Annotated in this window: 15 protein-coding genes; 12 read left to right on the top strand and 3 right to left on the bottom strand. The window is 65.4% G+C overall.

The annotated features are described in order from the left end of the window. The first annotated feature begins 138 nt into the window (after positions 1–138). A complete protein-coding gene (locus LOC56_RS13980; protein WP_229952895.1) occupies positions 139–891 on the top strand; it encodes a phosphoglyceromutase in 753 nt (250 codons plus the stop codon). Between the two features lie 99 nt (positions 892–990). Here LOC56_RS13980 and phoU read toward each other — a convergent pair whose 3' ends face one another. Continuing rightward, positions 991–1,653 carry a phosphate signaling complex protein PhoU gene (phoU, locus tag LOC56_RS13975; protein WP_229952894.1) on the bottom strand — a complete coding sequence of 221 codons (663 nt, stop codon included), beginning with the start codon at positions 1,651–1,653 and terminating at the stop codon, positions 991–993. 203 nt (positions 1,654–1,856) lie between these two features. Here phoU and LOC56_RS13970 point away from each other — a divergent pair, with 203 nt between their 5' ends. Next, entirely contained in the window at positions 1,857–3,017 is a 1,161-nt protein-coding gene (locus tag LOC56_RS13970; protein ID WP_229952893.1) for a sensor histidine kinase, read from the top strand. Further along, the gene (locus LOC56_RS13965) at positions 3,014–3,700 is read left to right on the top strand and encodes a response regulator transcription factor (protein WP_229952892.1); all 687 of its coding nucleotides are present in this window, start codon (positions 3,014–3,016) and stop codon (positions 3,698–3,700) included. Before LOC56_RS13970 ends, LOC56_RS13965 begins: the two co-directional genes overlap by 4 nt. 70 nt (positions 3,701–3,770) lie before the next feature. On the opposite strand, the gene LOC56_RS13960 is transcribed toward LOC56_RS13965, so the two are convergent. Next, positions 3,771–4,310, bottom strand: a complete 540-nt coding sequence (locus LOC56_RS13960; RefSeq protein ID WP_229952891.1) for a hypothetical protein — start codon at positions 4,308–4,310, stop codon at positions 3,771–3,773. 256 nt (positions 4,311–4,566) lie between these two features. On the opposite strand from LOC56_RS13960, the gene LOC56_RS13955 reads away from it, so the two are divergent. From LOC56_RS13955 to glgX, 6 genes are all read left to right on the top strand, one after another. Beyond that, positions 4,567–5,049, top strand: a complete 483-nt coding sequence (locus LOC56_RS13955; RefSeq protein WP_066300159.1) for a CarD family transcriptional regulator — start codon at positions 4,567–4,569, stop codon at positions 5,047–5,049. A gap of 87 nt (positions 5,050–5,136) precedes the next feature. Continuing rightward, positions 5,137–5,898, top strand: coding sequence for a 2-C-methyl-D-erythritol 4-phosphate cytidylyltransferase (gene ispD, locus LOC56_RS13950; protein ID WP_229952890.1), 762 nt, complete (start codon positions 5,137–5,139; stop codon positions 5,896–5,898). 1 nt (position 5,899) lies between these two features. Continuing rightward, a complete protein-coding gene (gene ispF, locus LOC56_RS13945; RefSeq protein ID WP_229952889.1) occupies positions 5,900–6,397 on the top strand; it encodes a 2-C-methyl-D-erythritol 2,4-cyclodiphosphate synthase in 498 nt (165 codons plus the stop codon). 29 nt (positions 6,398–6,426) lie between these two features. Then, positions 6,427–7,863, top strand: coding sequence for a cysteine--tRNA ligase (cysS, locus tag LOC56_RS13940; protein ID WP_229952888.1), 1,437 nt, complete (start codon positions 6,427–6,429; stop codon positions 7,861–7,863). Between the two features lie 81 nt (positions 7,864–7,944). Continuing rightward, complete coding sequence (gene rlmB / locus LOC56_RS13935) at positions 7,945–8,949, top strand: 23S rRNA (guanosine(2251)-2'-O)-methyltransferase RlmB (RefSeq protein ID WP_229952887.1); 1,005 nt, start codon at positions 7,945–7,947, stop codon at positions 8,947–8,949. A 34-nt stretch (positions 8,950–8,983) separates the two neighbouring features. Beyond that, positions 8,984–11,122 (top strand): glycogen debranching protein GlgX, encoded by a 2,139-nt coding sequence (glgX, locus tag LOC56_RS13930; RefSeq protein WP_229952886.1) that lies wholly within the window; start codon positions 8,984–8,986, stop codon positions 11,120–11,122. Between the two features lie 233 nt (positions 11,123–11,355). Here the strand turns inward: glgX and glgP are convergent, their stop codons facing one another. Continuing rightward, positions 11,356–13,980, bottom strand: coding sequence for an alpha-glucan family phosphorylase (glgP, locus tag LOC56_RS13925; protein WP_229952885.1), 2,625 nt, complete (start codon positions 13,978–13,980; stop codon positions 11,356–11,358). 169 nt (positions 13,981–14,149) lie between these two features. Here glgP and LOC56_RS13920 point away from each other — a divergent pair, with 169 nt between their 5' ends. The 3 genes from LOC56_RS13920 to glgB are packed head-to-tail and all read left to right on the top strand — an operon-like array spanning position 14,150 to position 21,680. Further along, a complete protein-coding gene (locus LOC56_RS13920) occupies positions 14,150–16,201 on the top strand; it encodes an alpha-1,4-glucan--maltose-1-phosphate maltosyltransferase (RefSeq protein WP_229952884.1) in 2,052 nt (683 codons plus the stop codon). Continuing rightward, complete coding sequence (gene treS, locus LOC56_RS13915) at positions 16,201–17,970, top strand: maltose alpha-D-glucosyltransferase (protein WP_229952883.1); 1,770 nt, start codon at positions 16,201–16,203, stop codon at positions 17,968–17,970. Before LOC56_RS13920 ends, treS begins: the two co-directional genes overlap by 1 nt. Further along, on the top strand, positions 17,967–21,680 hold the full coding sequence (gene glgB / locus LOC56_RS13910; protein WP_229952882.1) for a 1,4-alpha-glucan branching protein GlgB: 3,714 nt from the start codon (positions 17,967–17,969) through the stop codon (positions 21,678–21,680). Before treS ends, glgB begins: the two co-directional genes overlap by 4 nt. Positions 21,681–22,118: the final 438 nt, after the last annotated feature.

The raw sequence follows: 22,118 nt of genomic DNA, 5'->3' as shown, positions 1-22,118 counted from the left end.
GATCCACTGAGCAGGTAACGGGCTTATGGCCGCCTGATACCCCCGTTATCTGCTCAGTAGATTCCGGCCCCCGCCCATCTGCCCGGCCAAAGTGCCGTTGCCCTCCCTGCCCGGTACGCACTCCGATACCATGCTTATATGACCTACAAACTGATCCTTCTGCGCCACGGGCAGAGTGAATGGAATGAAAAGAACCTCTTCACGGGCTGGGTGGACGTGGATCTGACGGACCTCGGACGTGAGGAAGCCCTCCGCGGCGGGCAGCTGCTGGTTGAGAACAACGTTCTCCCGGACATCCTCTACACCTCCCGGCTCCAGCGGGCCATCAACACGGCGAACCTGGCGTTGGGCGCGGCCGACCGCATCTGGATCGACGTCAAGCGCAGCTGGCGCCTGAACGAGCGGCACTACGGTGCTCTGCAGGGCAAGGACAAGGCCCAGACCCTGGCCGAATACGGCGAGGAGCAGTTCATGCTCTGGCGCCGTTCCTACGACACCCCGCCGCCGCCCCTGCCGGATGACAGCGACTTCTCCCAGGCCCACGATCCCCGTTACGCGGATCTGGCCGCCGACGAACTGCCGCGCACCGAGTGCCTCAAGGACGTCCTGGAGCGGTTCCTGCCGTATTGGGAATCGGACATCTCCAAGGACATCCGTACCGGCAAGACGGTGATGATCGCCGCCCACGGCAACTCGCTGCGTGCGCTGGTCAAGCATCTGGACGGAATCAGCGACGCCGATATCGCTGCGGTGAATATCCCCACCGGCATCCCGCTGGTGTACGAACTCGACGAGGACCTCAAGCCGGTCAAGGCCGGCGGCACCTACCTCGATCCCGAGGCCGCCGCCGCCTCCATCAAGGCCGTGGCGAACCAAGGCAAAAAGAAGTAGCACCTGCGCCGCGGGCATTAGCCCCGGTCAGGAAAAAGGGCGGTCCCGCACGGGACCGCCCTTTTGTGCTTCAGCCTCGTCGGACCTGGGTCCCGGCCGCTACACCCCCGACTCGGACAGGGGATGCCATTCACCGGTAACGAGGTAGTTGACCTTGCGGGTGACGGAAACGCCGTGATCCGCAAAGCGCTCGAAGTAGCGGCTGGCGAGGGTCAGGTCCACCGTGCTGACGGCGGGAACGTTCCAGTCCGGGGAGGCAATGGACTTGAAAACCCCGGCGTGCAGTTCGTTGATCCGGCTGTTGGCGTCGTAGATGTCCTTGCTCATCTCCAGGTTGCGCGTCTCCAGCAGCTCGGTCAGTTGTTCGGAGATCCGGAGGTCCAGCTGCGCCATCTCGCGGAAGGTCTGCACCATGTTGTCCGGCACCACGTTGGCCGGGTACCGCAGGCGTGCGAGCTGCGCTATGTGCCGGGCCAGATCCCCCATGCGTTCCAGCGAGGCGCTCATGCGCAGCGATCCCACGATCATGCGCAGGTCGCTGGCCACCGGGCCCTGCAGGGCGAGAACGTCGATGGCACGCTCATCCAGGTCATTCTGCAGGAAGTCGATCCGCGCGTCGGCAGCGATGACGTCCTGCGCGAGTTCGATATCGGCGCCTTCAAAGGCGAGCGTGGCTTTGCGCATCGCCTCCGTTACCAGCTGGGATATCTGGGTCAGTTCTTCACCGATTTGATGAAGCTCGGCCTGGAAAACCTTGCGCACTGAAGGGTCCTCTCAAAAGCGGGTGGATCGTATGGGGTCTGCGGGACGGGTGCGGCCCGGCACTTCCTGCGCCTACGGCCGCTCCTGCAGGATGCCAGCTGGGGGTGAACCACACTGGCCCCTTAGATGAACGTTAGTTTAACTAATGGGCCAAAGCCACCGGCTTTCCTTCCCGGTGGCGGCGTCCGGCCTAAGCTATGAGAGTGAATCCTGTACTGCTGGCCTTGCTGGCCGGCGTCCTCGGCCTGGCTGTCGGTGCCTTCGGTGTCCTCGCGTACGGGGCCAGCCAGCGCCAGCGGCGGGAGCTGGCCGACATCTCCGAGCCGACGGTCCCCGAGGGTGCCGCCGAGGTGCTCGGCGTCATCGGGCGCGCCTACATTGTTGCCGATGCCATTGACGGCGTTGTCCGGGCAAGTCCCGGTGCCTACGCGTTCGGTCTGGTACGCGGGCACACGATCGTCAACGACCGGCTGCTGGACCTGTGCGGCCGGGTACGCCGCGACGGCGTCATCGAGGAGGCGCGGCTGGAGCTCCCCCGGGGCCCGCTCGGCGAAGGGTCGCTCATTCTGCAGGTCCGGGTGGCGACAGTGGGGGAGGAGTATGTGCTGATCCTTGCCGATGACCGGACGGAGATCACCCGCACCGAGGAGGTCCGCCACGACTTCGTTGCGAATGTTTCCCACGAACTCAAGACGCCGGTGGGGGCCATCTCGCTGCTCTCCGAAGCGCTGGACGACGCCGCAGGTGATGAAGAAGCGGTCCGCCGGTTCGCCAAACGGATGCACCGGGAATCCGCCCGCCTCACCGCACTGGTGCAGGACATCATTGAACTGTCCCGGCTGCAGAGCACTGACATCGTGGACCGCGCCAAGCCGGTGGACGTGAACCGGATTCTCGAGGACGCCGTCGAAGCCAACCGGCTGAACGCCGAGAGCAAGAACATCGAGGTACTCCTGGGCGGCAGGTCGGAAGCTGCGGTCTACGGCGACGCCCCCATGCTGACCACCGCTTTCCGGAACCTGATCGACAATGCCATCCGCTATTCGCCCGAGGGCAGCAGAGTGGGGATCGGGCTGCAGTCCCGCAACGGCATGGCCCAGGTGGCGGTGACGGACCAGGGGCCCGGTATTGCTCCCGAGGAACAGGAACGGGTGTTTGAGCGGTTCTACCGGATCGATTCCGCCCGTTCGAGGCACACGGGGGGAACCGGCCTGGGGTTGAGCATCGTCAAGCACGTGGTTGCCAACCACGGCGGCGAGGTGGACCTGTGGTCACGTCCCGGGCACGGATCAACCTTCACCGTGCGGCTGCCCGAAATGGACGCCGCAGATATCCGCGAATCGAAACAGGGAGCTACCGCTTGACCCGGATTCTGATTGTCGAAGATGAGGAGTCCTTCAGCGATCCCCTCTCGTACCTGCTGGGGCGGGAAGGATTCGACGTTGACGTCGTGGACAACGGTGCCGACGCCGTCGCGGCCTTTGAACAGTCGGGCGCGGACCTGATCCTGCTGGACCTGATGCTGCCCGGGCTCTCCGGCACGGAGGTCTGCCGCCGGATCCGGCAACGTTCGGATGTCCCGGTCATCATGCTGACCGCACGCGATGCGGAAATCGACAAGGTGGTCGGCCTCGAGATCGGCGCCGATGACTATGTCACCAAGCCGTATTCCTCGCGGGAGCTGCTGGCACGGGTGCGCGCGGTGCTGCGGCGCCGGGGGGAGGGTGCAGGAACGGACTTCGCCGGTGCTGCGCTGGAATCAGGGCCGGTGCGCATGGACGTTGACCGGCACGTGGTGCAGGTCAACGGCACCAGCGTGCCCTTCCCGCTGAAGGAGTTCGAGCTGCTGGAGCTGCTCCTGCGGAACTCCGGCCGGGTTCTGACCCGGGGGCAACTGATCGAACGTGTCTGGGGAGCGGACTATGTGGGTGACACCAAGACCCTTGACGTGCACGTCAAACGGCTGCGGGCGAAAATCGAGGCCGATTCCTCCGCACCCAGGCATCTGGTGACCGTACGCGGACTGGGCTATAAGTTCGAGGCCTGATCCGGGGCAGGATATGCGAAAGGGCCGGCGCAGCAGCGCCGGCCCTTTCGGGATCGGTAATGCGGTCTGGCTAGTGACCCTCGCCGGAGGTCGCGGCCTCGGTGGTTTCAACCGGGCGCGGAGTGTACTCGGACCCTGTGGGCAGGTACGGACGGTAATCTGCCTGGTCACCGTTGACCACCGGAATGTTCAGGTCCTTGGTTTCGTCGTTGAGGACCAGCTCGGCGTCGATGCCGGTGCCCGGCTCCTCCTGGACTTCGGCGACAGTGACGTTTTCCTCGTCCTCGTCCTCGAAGACGACCTTGCCGCCGGCCGGCAGCGTCCAGGACAGGGGCGTGCCGCCAAAGTCCAGGGAGAACCGCTGTGCCTGGTTGGAGTCGTTGACTACGGTGCCGAGCAGCCGGCCGGGTTCCCCGAAGCCGTTGCTGACCACGAGGATGTTGCGCAGCTGCAGGTCGGCGACGTTCTCCGCAATGCCGTCCGAAGGCGAGTACTCAATGGTGGTTGCCTGCTCGTTCACAGCGCTGCAGCCGGCCGTTCCCAGCATGGCAAGCGCGATGACACCGGCCGCAGCGGTGCGCCGGACCCGGTTCTTGGGTGTGAATCTCACAGCACAAACTCCTGAAGTATTGCGGTCTAGCGACCTGAGGCTATCTTTGCTGCCTAGCCTATCGGCAAATCGGCGAAAAACTGGATTCTTGGGCGGGTAGGGACGGCGCCTGCTGTGCGGTGGAGATGCTCGTGGCGTACCCGTGAAAAGCGGAATACTACCTACACGGGAGCCCATGCAGTACCTGACCTGCGAAAACTCTACTCGGCGTGTCGCATCTCTGATAAACTGAGCCCCGGGAAAGGGGAAAGACCACATGGTTTTTGAGGTTGGCGAAACAGTTGTTTATCCTCACCACGGTGCCGCGAAGATCGAAGAGATCAAGATGCGAACCATCAAGGGCGAAGAGAAAATGTATCTCAAGCTTAAGGTGGCCCAGGGTGATCTGACCATAGAAGTACCGGCTGAGAACGTCGACCTCGTTGGGGTGCGCGATGTAGTGGGCAAGGAAGGCCTGGAGCACGTCTTTGACGTCCTGCGCGCCGAGCTCACTGAAGAGCCCACTAACTGGTCGCGCCGCTACAAGGCAAACTTGGAAAAGCTCGCGTCGGGCGACGTCGTCAAGGTAGCGGAAGTTGTCCGCGACCTCTGGCGCCGCGACCATGACCGCGGGCTGTCCGCCGGCGAAAAGCGAATGCTCGCCAAGGCACGCCAGATCCTGATTTCGGAACTGGCACTTGCTGAAAAGACGGATGAAGACCAGGCAGCAGCCGTGCTCGACGAGGTTCTCGCGAGCTAGGCAGCCAAGCCGATTTCATCGATTGCCGGTCCTTCGGGACCGGCAATCGATGTTTAAGCGTCCGCCTGCTGGCATTAGGGTGGAACGGTGTCCACTACCCCTTCCCGCCCGCCGCGGATCGGCGTCGTCGTCGTAGCCGGAGGATCCGGCCAGCGCCTCGGCTACGGCATGCCCAAGGCCCAGGTCCCGCTTGCCGGGGAGCCCATGCTCGTCCACGCGCTCCGTGCCGTCCAGGCCGCCGATATCGCCGCAGCCATTGCCGTTGCCGTGCCGGCCGGCGACACCCTGATGCGCAGCATCTGTGACCGGTTCCCGGCGACTGTCTCCGCCGTCGACGGCGGTGCCACCCGGCCCGAATCCGTGCGGGCTGCGCTGAGGGCGCTGCCGGCAGACCTGGACGCGGTGCTGGTCCACGATGCAGCCCGTGCGCTGACGCCGCCGGAAGTGTTCCACCGCGTGGCCGCAGCGCTGGCCGCAGGCGCCCGGGCGGTCATTCCTGCCATACCGGTGGTGGATACCGTCAAGGACACGGCTCCCGTGCCGGAGTCCGCCGAGCCCGCCGTCGCCGGGCGCCTGGTCACCGGGACGCCGGACCGTTCCCGGCTGCGTGCCGTGCAGACCCCGCAGGGCTTCGACGCTGCCCTGCTCCGCCGGGCACACGAGGCGGCCCTCTCCTTCGACAAGGACACGGCAGCGGCCGTCACCGACGACGCCATGCTCGTGGAATCCCTGGGGACCGAGGTCTACGTGGTCGAAGGTTCACAGCTGTCCCTGAAAATCACCACTCCGCTGGACCTGGTGCTCGCGGAAGCGATCCTGGCCGGCGGGCACCACCGCCAGGAGGACTGAAATGGCTCTGCCACGCACCGGAATAGGCGTCGATGTACACGCCTTCGCGCCCGACGACGCGCCGCGGCCGCTCTGGGTGGCCGGGCTTCACTGGGAAGGCGAGCGGGGCCTGGCCGGGCATTCCGACGGCGACCCGGTGGCCCATGCCGCCGCAGACGCACTGTTCTCGGCTGCAGGGCTGGGGGATCTGGGTACCCACTTCGGCACCGACCGGCCGGAATACGCCGGTGCCGCCGGGACGGTACTTCTCGGCGAGGCTGCCCGCATTGTGCGGGCCGCCGGTTTCGAGATCGGCAACATCGCCGTGCAACTGATCGGCAACCGGCCCAAGTTCAGTCCCCGCCGGGCCGAGGCCGAAGCAGTCCTGAGCACCGCCGCCGGCGCGCCGGTCAGCGTTTCGGCCACCACCACCGACCACCTGGGCTTCACCGGCCGCGGTGAGGGGATCGCCGCGGTCGCCACCGCCGTCGTCGCCGCCGCTGCGGCGGCCGCTGACTGAGGGCACGCGGTTTCGGCTAGCCTAGAGCAGTGAGCTTGAGATTCTATGACACCGCAACAGCGCAGGTCCGGGACTTCGTTCCCCTGGTCGAAGGCAAGGCCAGCCTCTACTACTGCGGCGCCACCGTGCAGGGACTCCCGCACGTAGGGCACATCCGCTCCGCCATCGCCTTTGACCAGCTCACCCGCTGGCTGCGTTACCGCGGGCTGCAGGTCACCGTGGTCCGCAATGTGACGGATATTGACGACAAGATCCTGGCTAAGGCAGCCGATTCCGTGGGCGCCGAGCCGGCTCCCGGCGTCGTCCCGGACGAACCGTGGTGGGCGCTGGCCTACCGGTTCGAGCAGGAGTTCGCCAAGGCCTACGACACCCTCGGCGTCCAGCGACCCACCTACGAACCGCGCGCCACGGGACACATCCCGGAGATGCATGCGCTCATTGCGGCCCTGATCGAGCGCGGACACGCTTACCCTGCCCTCGACGCTTCCGGCGACGTGTACTTCGACGTGCGCTCCTGGCAGAAGTACGGTTCGCTGACCCGCCAGAACATCGACGACATGCAGGCAGCGCCCGACGCCGGCCCGCGCGGCAAGCGCGATTCGCGGGATTTCGCGCTGTGGAAGGGGCATAAGGAGGGCGAGCCGGAGAGCGCGTCCTGGGACAGCCCCTGGGGCCGCGGGCGCCCGGGCTGGCACCTGGAATGCTCCGCCATGGTCACCAAATACCTCGGCACCGAGTTCGACATCCACGGCGGCGGGCTGGACCTGCGCTTCCCGCACCACGAGAACGAGATGGCGCAGTCCCAGGCCGCAGGCCACGGCTTCGCGAACTTCTGGATGCACAACGGCATGGTCACCTTCGAGGGCGAGAAGATGTCCAAGTCCATCGGCAACACCATCAGCCCGACTCAAATGCTGGAGCAGGCCAGCCCGCGCGTGGTCCGGTATTACCTGGGCCAGGCCCACTACCGTTCGGTGCTGGACTACCGGCCGACGTCCCTGCAGGAGGCTGCGTCCGCCGTTGAGCGTATTGACGGCTTCCTCGCCAAGGCCGCGGCCAAGTCCGCTGCGAAGGTCGACGCCGCGCCCGCCGCGGTTCCGGATGCCTTCGCCGCAGCCATGGACGATGACCTGAATGTTCCCCAGGCCCTGGCAGTGCTGCATGAAACCGTGCGTGCCGGTAACACGGCCCTCGCCGCCGGTGACAATGAAACCGTTCAGCGCGCGCTGGGACAGGTGCGGGCCATGACCTCAGTCCTGGGCCTGGACGACGCGAAGGACGCAGCGTCACAGACAGGTCCCGCCGACGCCGCGCTGGACGCCCTGGTGCAGGACCGACTCGCCGAACGGAACGCCGCCCGAGCCGCAAAGGACTGGGCCCGGGCCGACGCCATCCGCGATTCGCTGGCTGCTGCCGGCATCACCGTGGAGGACGGCGCCGACGGCGTTACATGGAGCGTGGCCTGACTCCAGCAGCGGTGTCCGCCAACCCGGCCGCGGACTGCGTAAACTGGAAAGGAATGCTTTCTTCTAGTAAAGGTGTAACCGATGGCCAACAATGGACGTCCCGGCGCAATGCGCAAAGCCAAGAAGGGCCCCAGCGGCGGTACCGGCGGGCTCGGCCGCAAGGCCCTCGAGGGCAAGGGCCCCACACCCAAGGCTGAAGAGCGCCCGTACCACAAGGCGTTCAAGAACAAGAAGCTCGCTGAGCGGTCCGCCGCCAAGCACGGCGACGCCAAGCGCGGCGATGCCCGCGCCGGCGGCCGCAGCGGCACCAACGTCCGCGGCAAGGTGGCTGAGGAAGTTGTCACCGGCCGCAACTCCGTAGTGGAAGCGCTGCGCGCCGGCATCCCGGCCAAGGCCCTGCACGTTGCCGTCCGCATCGACATGGATGACCGGGTCCGGGAATCCCTGAAGATGGCGGCCGAACGCGGCCTGCCGGTGATGGAAACGCACAAGCCCGAGCTGGACCGCATGACCAACGAGGCCGTGCACCAGGGCCTCGTCCTGCAGATCCCGCCGTACGAGTACGCGGACCCCACCGACCTTGCCTCGGAGACCCTTGAGGCCTGGAAGAAGGGCCACATCCGCAACGCGCCGCTCTTCGTCGCCCTCGACGGCATCACCGATCCGCGCAACCTCGGCGCGATCATCCGGTCTGCCTCGGCCTTCAGCGCACACGGCGTCGTCGTTCCGGAACGCCGGGCCGTGGGCGTCACTGCCTCGGCATGGAAGACCAGCGCCGGCGCTGCCGTCCGCGTCCCCGTGGCACGGGCCGGCAACCTGAACAACACCCTCAAGACGTTCAAGAAGATGGGCATTTTTGTCCTGGGCCTGGACGGCGACGGCGATGTATCGCTTCCCTCCATCGTGCTGGCCAAGGAACCGATCTGCATCGTGGTGGGTTCCGAGGGCAAGGGCCTGTCCCGCCTGGTCCGGGAGAACTGCGACCAGATTGTCTCCATCCCCATCGACTCCGCCATGGAATCACTCAACGCTTCCATGGCCGTCGGCATCACCCTGTACGAAATCTCCCGGCAGCGCTCCTCCTAATCCGGGCCGGGGCCACCGGCAGCAAAGGGCGTACATGGCACACGTGATCGGCGGAACCGCCGCTGGCAACGCCTCGAAGCGGGACTCGCGGCCCTTGCCGCTTGGCGTCAGGCACACCGTTTCAGGTGTGCCTGACGTCCCTGGTGCCGTCAACGTGTCCGTTTATGCCCCGGGCCTGCCCGCCGTCGATGTGTACTACGAGACGGCTCCCGGCCACTGGTCGATGGCCCCGCTGACGGACACTGTCCTCGGGATCCACCACGGCCGGGTGTTCGGCCTGCGGCCCGGGAACCGCTACGGCTTCTGGCCGCGGAGCCGGCCCCTTCCAGCAGAGCCGGGCAGCTTCCAGTTGCTGCTGGACCCCTACGGGCGCGGCATCGAAGCGGAACCGGTGCAGGGGAACCAAATCTATTACTCGGTGTACACCGCCGGGGGCTTTGACTGGGGCAACGTCCGCCGTCCCCATACCCCTTGGCGGGACACCGTCATCTATGAAGCCCATGTGCGGGGCCAGACCATGCTGCATCCCGGGATTCCCGAAGAACTTCGGGGAACCTACGCCGGCATGGGGCATCCGGTGATGGTCCAGTACCTTCAGGACCTTGGCATCACTGCGGTGGAACTGCTGCCGGTGCATTTCCATGCCGATGAGCTGCACCTGCAGGAACTGGGGCTGGCGAATTACTGGGGTTACAACACCCTCGGGTTCTTCGCCCCGCATGACGCCTACGCCACCCGGGCTGCCCGCGAAGCCGGCGCCCAGGCAGTGCAGGATGAACTCAAGGGCATGGTGAAGTCCCTTCACGAGGCCGGCATCGAAGTCCTGCTGGACGTGGTGTACAACCACACGGCCGAGGGCAAGGCCGACCACCCCACGTTGGGCTGGCGCGGACTGGGAGATGGAACCTATTACCGTCACGGTCCGGACGGCGCATACGTCGACACCACCGGCTGCGGGAACACGCTCGACTTCAGTGAACCCCGGATCATCCAGCTGGCACTGGACTCGCTGCGGTACTGGGTGCAGGAGTACCACGTGGACGGTTTCCGCTTCGACCTGGCACCCACGCTCTGCCGCGGCGCAGACGGCCGGTTCGATCCGAGGCACCCTTTTCTCGTCGCAGTAGCCGCCGACTCCGTCCTCCAGGACGTAAAACTGATCTCCGAGCCGTGGGACGTGGGTCCGGACGGCTGGCAGACCGGCCGGTTCCCGCAGGGCTGGGCCGATTGGAATGACCACTTCCGCGACATCGTCAGGGACTTTTGGCTCCGCGGCCAAGCGGACGTCGCCGCGGGGCGGGACGGAGGTTCCCTGGCGCGGCTGGCGGGGGCATTGGCCGGTTCCGCCGAACTGTTCGTTGAGTCCGGCCGGACACCGCTGGCCTCGATCAACTTCATCACTGCCCACGACGGGTTCACGCTCTCCGACCTGACCATGTTCGAGCGTAAGCACAACGAAGCCAATGGTGAAGAAAACCGGGACGGCACGGGAGAAAACCGCAGCTACAACCACGGCATCGAGGGGCCCACGGACGATGAGCGGATCAACGCTGCCCGGAGCCTGACTGCCCGGAACCTGATGGCCACGCTCACCATGTCCCTTGGTGTGCCCATGCTCACGGCCGGAGACGAGATCGGCCGGAGCCAGCGCGGAAACAACAATGCGTACTGCCAGGACAACGAACTCTCCTGGCTGCACTGGGACCTCGATGACGCCGCCCGCCGGATGCTCTCGACCACGAGTGAGCTGCTGCGCCTGCGCCGCGAATATCTTGCCAGCCAGCCCTACCGCTTCCCGGCCGACCGGCGGCAGTCCTTCCTGCTCTGGTTTGATCAGGAAGGCAAACCCATGACGCCGGAACAGTGGGTCGATCCCGCCACCCGGGTGGTGCAGGTCCTGATCGGCTCCGGAGACGGTTCCCTGAACGGGCTGATCGTCCTGAACGGCACGCTGTCCGACGTCGACGTCCGACTTCCGGACGCGCCGACCGTCCGCAGTGCCGCCTCCGAAACGGAGAACGGATTCGAGGACAGTTCTGTCCCTGGCGAATCCTCCGGATACGAACTCGTCTTCTCCACCGCTTCGGATCCGGGGGAGCACCGGGGCCAGATCCGTCCGGCCGGCAACACCGATCTCGTTCCTGCCAACTCGATCAGCCTTTACCGCGCCTGAGGAACACCAGCACCGCGCACGGGCCGGACGACCCCCGCGTCGGTGACGCGGGTACTGAACCGTCCGGGAGTCCCCGTCAGGTGCGAACGCCACGATACGCTCCGGACGTTCCGGGTTAGGCGGCTTTAATAATCCCCGCGAGCTCTGCGAGCGGGGATTTTCGTTGCCGCCGTTCCGGAACGCCCGGCGCGGCCCCGGAACGCTTAGCGCGCCGGCGCGGACACCAAGGCGCGCTAAGCGTTGACGACCAACCCGAGCTCAGCCTTCGACGCCAGCCCGGAATGCGTCGGCAGCACCCGGACGGTGTAGCCGAACGGTCCGGCCTGCTCGATGCGGATGGTGCCCGTGAACAGATGGCGCCCCGATCCGAGGTCTTCTGTCGGCGCAAGCTCTTGGATGCGGTGCTCGCTGATCCGGTCATTCTCGGTCACCATGCCGTAAGCGGCTTCCACGCTGACGTCCTCCGGCCGAAGGGAGCCGAGGGAAACATAGGCCTGGACCGTCAGGGCGTCGCCGATCTGCGGGTTTTCGCTGACGCCCACGGAATCCACGTTCTCCACCTGCACAGTGGACCACCCGTCACGTACCCGCGTGATCCACAGGGCGAGTTCCTTCGCAGCGGTATAGCCGTCCGCCGCCATGAACCGTCCGGAAGAACTGGCCGGCCGGTACAGCCGGTTGACGTAGTCCTTGAGCATCCTTGAGGCGGAAACATTGGGCCCCAGGTCTGCCAGGGTGTGCTTGACCATTTCCAGCCACTCATGCGGCAGCGAATCCTTAGGCGGATCCGAGGGCCCGGCCGCCCCCGCAGCGGCCGGCGGCTCCGTTCCGTAGAACATGGGTCCCACTGAGTTCTCGAGCAGGTCATAAAGGGCGGCCGCTTCAATGTCGTCCCGCTGGTCCGCGGTGTAGACCTCACGGGTCCGCGTTCCCTTGCTGGGATTGGCGGAGGGGATGGCCCAACCGTTGTTGCCGTCGAACATCTCGTCCCACCATCCGTCGAGGATGGAGAGGTTCAGGCCGCCGTTGATGGCGGACTTCATGCCGGAGGTGCCGGAGGCTTCCAACGGGCGCAGCGGATTGTTCAGCCACACGTCGCACCCGGGGAACAGCGTCTGAGCCATCGCAATGTCGTAGTTGGGCAGGAAAACAATCCGGTGCCGGACCTCAGGGTCATCGGTGAAGCGCACCAGGTCCTGGATCATTTTCTTGCCCTGCTCATCGGCAGGGTGGGACTTGCCGGCCACTACCACCTGGATGGGGTGGGTGGGATGCAGCAGCAGTGCCTTGAGGCGGTCCGGGTCCCGCAGCATCAGGGTCAGGCGCTTATAGGTGGGCACCCGGCGGGCAAAGCCAATGGTCAGCACGTCCGGGTCCAGCACGTTCTGCGTCCAGGCCAGCTCCGCGTCAGAGGCACCGCGCCGGCGCCAGGCGCGCTTGACGCGGCGCCGGACGTCATGGACCAGGTTGCTGCGCAGCTTCCGCCGCAGGTCCCACAGGTCCTTGTCGTCAAGCTCGTAGGCCCGGCCCCAGTCGCGGTCATGCACGGTGGCGACGCCGAACTTCTCGCTGGCGAGTGCCGTGACCTCCGGATCGATCCAGGTAGGGACGTGCACGCCGTTGGTCACCGAAGTGATGGGCACTTCGGATACGTCAAAGCCCGGCCACAGGCCGGAGAACATTTCCCGGGAAACTTCGCCGTGCAGCTTGGCCACGCCGTTGGCCCGCTGGGCCAGCCGCAGGCCCATGACTGCCATGTTGAATTTGCCCGGGTCTCCACCCTCGTAGTTTTCAGCTCCCAGGGCCAGGATCTTGTCGGTGGGGACCGACTGCGCCAGGCCCGCGGTGAAGAAGTGGCGGATCTGGGTTTGCTCGAACCGGTCGATGCCGGCCGGGACCGGGGTGTGAGTGGTGAACACCGTGGAGGCGCGGGAAACGGTCAGCGCTTCCTCCCAGGTCATGCCCTGGTCCATCAGTTCACGGATGCGCTCTACGCCCAGGAAGCCGGCATGGCCTTCGTTGCTGTGGAAGACCTCTGCGGGAGGGGCGCCGGTAAGCCGCTGGTGTACCCGCAGGGCTTTCACGCCGCCCATGCCCAGCAGCAGTTCCTGCTGCAGCCGGTGGTCTCCGCCCCCGCCGTACAGGCGGTCCGTGATGCCGCGGGCGGCGTCGTCGTTCCCGATGACGTCCGAGTCCAGCAGCAGCAGGGGTACGCGCCCGACGTCGGCGCGCCAGATCTGTGCCAGAAGCTGGCGGTTGTCCGGCAGCGGCAGGGTGATTTTCGCCGGGGTGCCGTCTTCCTCGCGGAGCAGGGTCAACGGGAGGGCATTGGGGTCCAGCACGGGATAGGTCTCCAGCTGCCAGCCGTCCCGGGAAAGTGCCTGCTTGAAATACCCGGCCTTGTAGAGCAGTCCCACCGCAACCAAGGGCACTCCGAGGTCGGAGGCGGCCTTCAAATGGTCGCCGGCCAGGATCCCCAGGCCGCCGGAGTACTGGGGGAGTACGGCGCTGATGCCGTACTCGGGCGAGAAGTACGCAATCGACGCCGGGGCGTCGTCGCCCAGACCCTGGTACCAGCGGGGTTCATTGAGGTACCTGTCCAGGTCTGCACCGAGGTCCGCGATTACAGAGACCAGATGCTCATCCTGCGCGATGCGCTCGAGCTTGTCCCGGCTTACGGTCGCGAGCAGCTTCACGGGGTCTTCGCCGCTGGAGCGCCAGGCCGCGGGATCGATGCTTTCAAACAACTTGAGAGTCGGCTGGTGCCAGGACCACCGAAGGTTCGAGGCCAGTCGGCCCAAAGGGGCGATGCTGGACGGCAGGACAGTTCGGACGGTAAATCTGCGTATTGCCTTCACCCGGGTCACGCTAGCGCACTAACGCTGCGGGTAGCCGGAAATGACGTACAAATGTTCGTGTAAATACACGGCGACTTGAAAACGCAGCCAAACCGTGGCCGACCTGCCGTGAATCCGTAAAAGTACGTTGCCTTAGCATTCTGCCCAAATTCTCGATAACGTCTAGTCTGTGAGCACATCCAGCGCGTTGACACCAGAAGACCTGCCCTCGAAGGATCTCCGGTTTGGCCGGATTCCAATCACCAATGTGGCTCCCGTAGTGGAGTACGGGAGATTCCCCGCCAAAGCCGTGCCCGGAGAGGACCTCGTCATAGGGGCAACCGTGTTCCGCGAGGGACATGACCTGGTAGGCGCCAGTGCCGTCCTTTATGACCCCGAGGGCACCGTCGTAGCCCGCAGCCGGATGCATCCGGTGGGCCTGGGCCTTGACCGCTGGGAGGGCATGCTGCGCCCGGTCGGCACGGGCCACTGGAGCTTCGCCGTGGAGGGTTGGGCGGATGTCTACGCCACCTGGCACCACAACGCCGAGGTGAAAATCGCCGCCGGCGTCGACGTCGAACTGATGCTCACCGAAGGCCACCAACTGTTCACCTCCGCTGCCGCCGAGCGCAGCGGCGCCGACGCCGAGGTCTTCCGTGCTGCCGCGGCAGCGCTCGCAGACACCGGGCTGCCTGTCGAGGAACGCCTTGCCGCCGCCGGAACCGAAGCCGTCACCGCCATTCTCGACCGCGATCCGATCCGCGATCTGGTCACCAGCTCGGACCGCTTCCCCCTTCTGGTGGAGCGGGAGCTCGCCGGCCGCGGCGCCTGGTACGAATTCTTCCCCCGCTCCGAAGGGGCCCAGTGGGATCCGGCCACCCGCGAGTGGACCTCGGGGACGTTCCGCACCGCGGCACGCAGCCTGCAGCGCGTGGCGGACATGCAGTTCGACGTCATTTACCTGCCCCCCATCCATCCGATCGGCACCACGCACCGCAAGGGGCCGAACAACACACTGGTTGCCGGCCCGCAGGATCCCGGCTCGCCCTGGGCCATCGGCGCCCCCGAGGGCGGCCACGATGCCATCCACCCCGATCTGGGGACGTTCGAGGACTTCGACGCGTTCGTGGACAGCGCCCGGGAACTGGGTCTCGAGGTAGCCATCGACCTCGCACTCCAGGCCTCCCCGGACCACCCCTGGGTGACCAGCCATCCGGAATGGTTCACCACCCGCGTGGACGGTTCGATTGCCTACGCCGAGAACCCTCCGAAGAAGTACCAGGACATCTACCCCCTGAACTTCGACAATGACTACGAGGGCCTCTCGCAGGAGATCCTGCGCATCGTGCGGCTGTGGATCAGCCACGGCGTGCAGATCTTCCGGGTGGACAACCCGCACACCAAGCCGCTGCGGTTCTGGGAATGGCTGATCGGCACGGTGAACGCAGAGTACCCGGGCGTGATTTTCCTGGCCGAGGCATTCACCCGCCCGCCCATGATGCATGCACTGGCCAAGGCCGGGTTCCAGCAGTCCTACAGCTACTTCACCTGGCGGAACACCCGCGAGGAGATCGAGGAGTACTTCACCGAGGTGTCGAGGGAGTCTTCGGCCTTCTTCCGGCCCAACTTCTTCGTGAACACCCCGGACATCCTCACCGAATTCCTGCAGTTCGGCGGTCCCGGAGCCTTCAAGATCCGCGCCGTACTGGCTGCCACCGGCAGCCCGCTGTGGGGTGTCTACGCCGGCTACGAGCTGTTTGAGCACGTCGCCCGGCCCGGGGCCGAGGAGTACATCGACAACGAAAAGTTCGAGTACAAGCAGCGGGACTTCGCCGCAGCGGAAGCCGAAGGCCGCAGCCTCGCCCCGTACATCACCCGGCTGAACGAAATCCGCCGCACCCATCCCGCTTTGGGGGACCTCGAGAACCTCACGGTGCACTCCAGCACCGACGACTGCACCGTGGTCTACTCCAAGCACAAAGAGACCCTTCCCGGCGATCCGTCCAGCCGGGACACACTCATTATTGTGGTTAACGTGGACCCCCACAGCGCCCGCGAATCCACCGTCACGCTCGACCTCGATGCGCTTCACCTCGCCCCGCAGGATCTGAACGAAGACGGCACCTTCTGGGTGGATGACCTGATCAGCGGCCAGAGCTGGCGCTGGGGAGCCCACAACTACGTCCGCCTGGACGCCCACTTTGAACCCGCGCACATCCTGTCAGTTCGGAGGAACTCCTAGTGCCCAACCCGTTTCAACTGCACGCACCCGGCTTGACCAATGATCCTCATTGGTACCGCAAGGCCGTTTTCTATGAGGTACTCGTCCGCGGCTTCGCGGACGCCAATGGGGACGGATCAGGTGACTTCAGCGGCCTGATCGAAAAGCTGGACTATCTGCAGTGGCTGGGCATCGACTGCCTGTGGCTGCCGCCGTTCTTCAAGTCGCCGCTCCGTGACGGCGGCTATGACATCTCCGACTACTACGATGTCCTGGACGAATTCGGCACCATCAGCGACTTCAAGCGCCTGGTTGCAGAAGCACACGCCCGCGGCCTGCGCGTCATCATCGACCTTCCGCTGAACCACACCTCGGACAAGCACCCGTGGTTCGAGGAGTCCCGCAGCGATCCGGACGGCCCGTACGGGGACTTCTACGTCTGGTCGGACACCGACCAGAAGTACGAAGACGCCCGGATCATCTTCGTGGACACCGAGGAATCGAACTGGACCTTCGACCCGGTCCGCCGCCAGTTCTTCTGGCACCGGTTCTTCAGCCACCAGCCCGACCTGAACTTCGAGAACCCTAAGGTTATCGAGGCGATTTTCGACGTCGTCCGCTTCTGGCTGGACCAGGGCATCGACGGATTCCGGGCCGACGCCATCCCGTACCTCTTTGAAGAGGACGGCACGAACTGCGAAAACCTCCCGGCCACGCACCGGTTCCTCAAGGACCTGCGCACCATGGTCGACGAGAACTACCCGGGCCGCGTCATCATCGCCGAGGCAAACCAGATGCCGCACGAAGTGGTGGAGTACTTCGGGGACGAAACCGGCGACGAATGCCACATGTGCTTCCACTTCCCGATCATGCCGCGCCTGTTCTACGCGCTGCGGGACCAGAAGGCCGCACCGATCATCCAGACCATGGAAGAGACCCCGGAGATTCCGGCCGGCGCCCAGTGGGGAACCTTCCTGCGCAACCATGACGAGCTGACGCTGGAAATGGTCACCAATGAGGAGCGCCAGGCGATGCTCGGCTGGTACGCCCCGGATTCCCGCATGCGGGCCAACATCGGCATCCGACGCCGGCTGGCTCCGCTGTTGGACAATTCCCGGTCGGAGATCGAGCTGATCCACGCGATGCTGCTGGCCCTGCCGGGCAGCCCGTTCCTGTACTACGGCGATGAGCTGGGCATGGGGGACAACATCTGGCTGGAAGACCGCGATTCCTCCCGCACGCCCATGCAGTGGAACCCGGACCGCAACGCCGGATTCTCCACCGCCGATCCCGGCAAGCTGTACCTGCCGGTGGTGCAGTCGCTGGTTTACCACTACAACCACGTCAACGTGGAAGCGCAGCTGGCCAGCTCGAGTTCGCTGCTGCACTGGATCCGGCAGATGATCATGGTCCGCCGCGCGCACCCGGCCTTCGGACTGGGTTCCTACCGCAACGTGCCGACCGACGCCGAAGCAGCCCTGGCCTTTGTACGCGAACTGCCGGACAACAACCCGGAGGGCGAGGTGGGTGAAACAGTGCTGTGTATCTTCAACCTCTCCCAGCACCCCATTTCCGCGTCGATGAAGCTGCCGGAGTTCGCCAACCGCGGACTGCGGGACGCCTTCGGCGGCACGCTCTTCCCCACCATCGGAGAAGACGGCGCCCTGACGCTGACCCTGGGCAGCCACGACTTCTACTGGCTGCGCCTGCGGTCGGCGAAGTCTGACACTTCGTCGCCCCAGACCGAAGCCATTCCCATGATTCCGATTTCGGAGGCAGCACGGAGATGAGCCTGTTGACGCCGTCCCTGCCCGAAATCCTGGCCTCCTGGCTCCCTGGACAACGCTGGTTCCCCGCTAAGGGCCGCGAAGTCCTGCTGGAAAGGGTCGGCGGGATCCGGCTCGAGGATCCCGCCGGCGAGGTCGGGCTGGAAGTCCACCTCATCGCCGTCGTCTCCGGGGACCGCCGCGACGTCATCAGCGTGCCGGTAAGCTACCGGACCGCACCGGCGCCCGAGCTGGAAGCCGCACTGCTGGGCCGGGCGCACCAGGAAGACCTGGGGGAGCGGTGGCTTTACGACGCGACCGCCGACCCGGTCTTCGTCACCGCCTGGCTGGAACTGATGCGGTCTCAGGCATCGTCCCTGGACGGGCACACACACGGTTTTGCCCTGGACGGCTTCGCCGAATGGGAGCCGTTCCGGGAGCCGCTGCCCACCAAGGTCCTGACGGGTGAACAGTCCAACACCTCCGTTATTGTGCAGGCACCTGTTGCACCGCTGATCGTGAAGTTCTACCGTGTGGTGGCCGCCGGCGAGAGTCCCGACGTCGAGGTCAGCGCACGGCTGACCGAAGTCGGGTCGGTGGACGTTCCGGCCACCTACGGCTGGGTGACCGGCTCCTGGACGGACCCGGCGGACGAGGCCGGAGAGAAACTGCTGACCGGGCACCTGTCCGTACTCCGGGAATTCTTCCCCGGCAGCGAAGACGCCTGGCGGACCGCGTCCTCGGCCGCCCTTGCCGGCCGGGATTTCACCGCCGAGGCCGAGGAACTGGGTGCCGCCACCGGCCGCATCCACCAGCAGCTGGCAGCGGCCTTTGGCAGCAGGCCTCCCAGCGCGGCGGAACGCACAGAGTTCCTTGAGTCCCTCAGCTCCCGGATCCGGTGGGCGTGGGCGGAAGCACACGACGTCGTCGGGCCGTTCGATGAGGCCGTGGAGTACCTGCTGGAGCAGGTTGGCAACCTCCACACACTGCCCAACCTGCAGCGCATCCACGCCGACTACCACCTCGGGCAGGTCCTGCGTGTTCCGGATCGGGGCTGGATCGTCCTTGACTTCGAAGGCGAGCCGCTTCGGCCCGCCGCCGAACGCAGTGTCCCTGATGCGCCGCTGCGCGACGTCGTCGGCATGCTGCGCTCGATCGACTACGCCGCCGGCGTCGCGCTGATCGACGGTGCGGAAGGCGAAGCAGAGTCGAAAGAAGCCGTCCAGCAGCGAAGCGAATCGGCACGCCGGTGGGCAGCTGCCGCGGCCGATGCCTTCCTGCGGGGGTATGAGAAGGAAACAGGCACCACCATCAACCGCAGTGACCCGCTGTTCCTGGCCCTGTGGCTGGACAAGGCGCTGTACGAAGTTGTCTACGAGATGAGAAACCGTCCGCGCTGGATCAGCGTGCCCGCTGCCGCCGCCCGGGCCATTCTCATGAAGGCCGACGACGCAGCACGCAAGGAAGAGAGCACAGTGAATAAGCCACGCAAGTCGCGGTCCGCATCCGCCGCCGTAGAGCCCCAGGTGCCCGAAGTGCCCGTCTCCACCGATCCGATCCCCGTAAACGAGGACGTGCTGCAGGCCGTTTCCGAAGGCCGCTACTACCAGCCGCATGCAGTCCTCGGCGCACATCTGGATGACTCCGGAACCGTCGCTACCATTCGAACCCTGCGCCCGCTGGCGCGCGAAGTCGTGGTCGTGACCCCTGAAAGCCGGGTGCCGCTCCAGCACGAGTACAACGGCATCTGGGTTGGAACCCTTCCGGCTCCGACGCCGGGCACCGTTCCGGATTACCGGGTGGAGGTGACGTACGACGGCGAGGAGCCCCAGCTGTTCGACGATCCGTACCGGTTCCTCCCGTCGTTGGGCGACATTGACCTGCACCTGATTGGTGAAGGCCGGCACGAAAACCTGTGGACCGTCCTCGGCGCCAACCTGCGCCATTACGATTCCGTGCTGGGCGATATCTCCGGCGTCAGCTTCGCAGTCTGGGCCCCTAACGCCCGCTCCGTTCGGGTCAAGGGTGATTTCAACGGCTGGGACGGCACCATCAACGCGATGCGTTCCCTCGGCAGCTCCGGTGTCTGGGAAATCTTCCTGCCCGGCGTGGAACCGGGTGCCCGTTACAAGTACGAAATCCTGGGCAGCGACGGCGTCTGGCGGGAAAAGGCCGACCCCATGGCCAAAGGCACCGAGGTGCCGCCGCTGACCGGTTCACGCGTGGTCGAGTCCACCTATGAGTTCGGCGATGCCGAATGGATGGAGGCCCGGGCCGCCCGGGATCCGCACAATTCGCCCATGAGCGTGTACGAGGTGCACCTGGGTTCCTGGCGCCTGGGACTGAACTACCGGGAAATGGCAGACCAGCTGGCCGAGTACGTGCAGTGGCAGGGCTTCACCCATGTGGAACTGATGCCCGTGGCCGAGCACCCGTTCGGCGGCTCCTGGGGTTACCAGGTGACCTCCTACTTCGCCCCTACCGCACGGTTCGGGCATCCGGACGAATTCCGCTACCTCGTGGACCGGCTGCACCAGGCCGGCATCGGCGTCATTCTGGACTGGGTTCCGGCCCACTTCCCCAAGGACCCCTGGGCGCTGGCAAAGTTCGACGGCCAGACGCTCTACGAGCACGGCGACCCGTTCCGCGGCGAGCAGCTGGACTGGGGAACGCTTGTCTTCGATTTCGGCCGCCGCGAAGTACGCAACTTCCTTGTGGCCAACGCGATCTACTGGCTCGAAGAGTTCCATGTAGACGGACTCCGGGTGGATGCCGTGGCATCCATGCTGTACCTGGACTACTCACGGCCGGAAGGCCAGTGGAGCCCCAACATCCACGGTGGCCGGGAGAACCTCGAGGCGATCTCCTTCCTGCAGGAAGTCAACGCGACTGCGTACAAGCGGGTGCCGGGCATCGTGATGATCGCCGAGGAATCCACCGCGTTCCCCGGCGTTACGCGTCCCACCAGCAGCGGCGGACTCGGCTTTGGGCTCAAGTGGAACATGGGCTGGATGCACGACACCCTCCAGTACATGTCCGAAGACCCGATCAACCGCGTTTACCACCACGCCCAGCTGACCTTCTCCCTGGTCTACGCGTACACGGAGAACTTCCTGCTGCCCATCAGCCATGACGAAGTGGTGCACGGCAAGGGCTCACTGCTGCGCAAGATGCCCGGTGACCGCTGGCAGCAGCTGGCCAATCTGCGTGCTTACCTGGCGTTCCAGTGGGCGCACCCCGGCAAGCAGCTGATCTTCATGGGGACCGAATTCGGCCAGGAAGCGGAATGGTCGGAGCAGTACGGGCTGGACTGGTACCTGACCGACACCCCGCAGCATAAGGGTGTCCAGCTGATGGTTCGGCAGCTCAACGAGATCTACCGCAACACCCCCGCGCTCTCCGCCCGGGACAACGAGCCCGCAGGCTTCCAGTGGATTAACGAGAACGACGGCGCCCGCAATGTCCTTTCGTTCATCCGCTGGGACCACCAGGGAAATCCGGTGGTCTGCGTGGCTAACTTTGCCGGCGCCCCGCACCAGGACTTCCGGCTGGGAATGCCGTGGGCCGGGGAATGGGTGGAAGCACTCAATACCGACGCCGCTGAGTTCGGCGGTTCCGGCGTAGGGAACATGGGCGTAGTGCACGCGGTTGAAGGTGCCTGCAACGACCAGCCGGCATCCGCCACGCTGACCGTTCCTCCGCTTGGTGTGCTGTACCTGGTCCCCAAGCCGTAAGTATCTCCGGCGCGGCCCGGCCTTCCTGAAAGAGGCCGGGCCTGCACCGGGTACGCAGCCCCGCAAGACCGTGCTAGAGTTAATACCCGCGCTGATCGAGGGAAACGCAATTCTGGACATTGAACCAGGAGACCGGATCCCGCGGGTTACAACCTTCAGCCGTGAGTCCGGGAACTAGCTTCCCGCCGGTTCGCCGGAAGGATCCACGGCTGGTTTGACACCCACCGGCCAGCGTGGCTAAGATGGAAAAGTTGCTCCGGAGCGACGCAGAGCTTAGATCCCTTGAGGATCGCCTGCCGGTGCCGGAAGCAGTCTGTTGTTTGAGAACTCAATAGTGTGCCAAGTTTATTGATACCAATTTATTTTGATTGGTTGAACAGGCCGTTTCCGCCCACCCCGTGGGTATGGGACGGTTTTTTTAGCCGGTTTCGAATTTAG

The sequence above is a fragment of the Arthrobacter sp. zg-Y179 genome, assembly GCF_020907345.1.
GTDB lineage: Bacteria > Actinomycetota > Actinomycetes > Actinomycetales > Micrococcaceae > Arthrobacter_B > Arthrobacter_B jinronghuae.
Note: the sequence above shows the minus strand (reverse complement) of the source record. Positions and strands in the feature narration are given on the sequence as shown.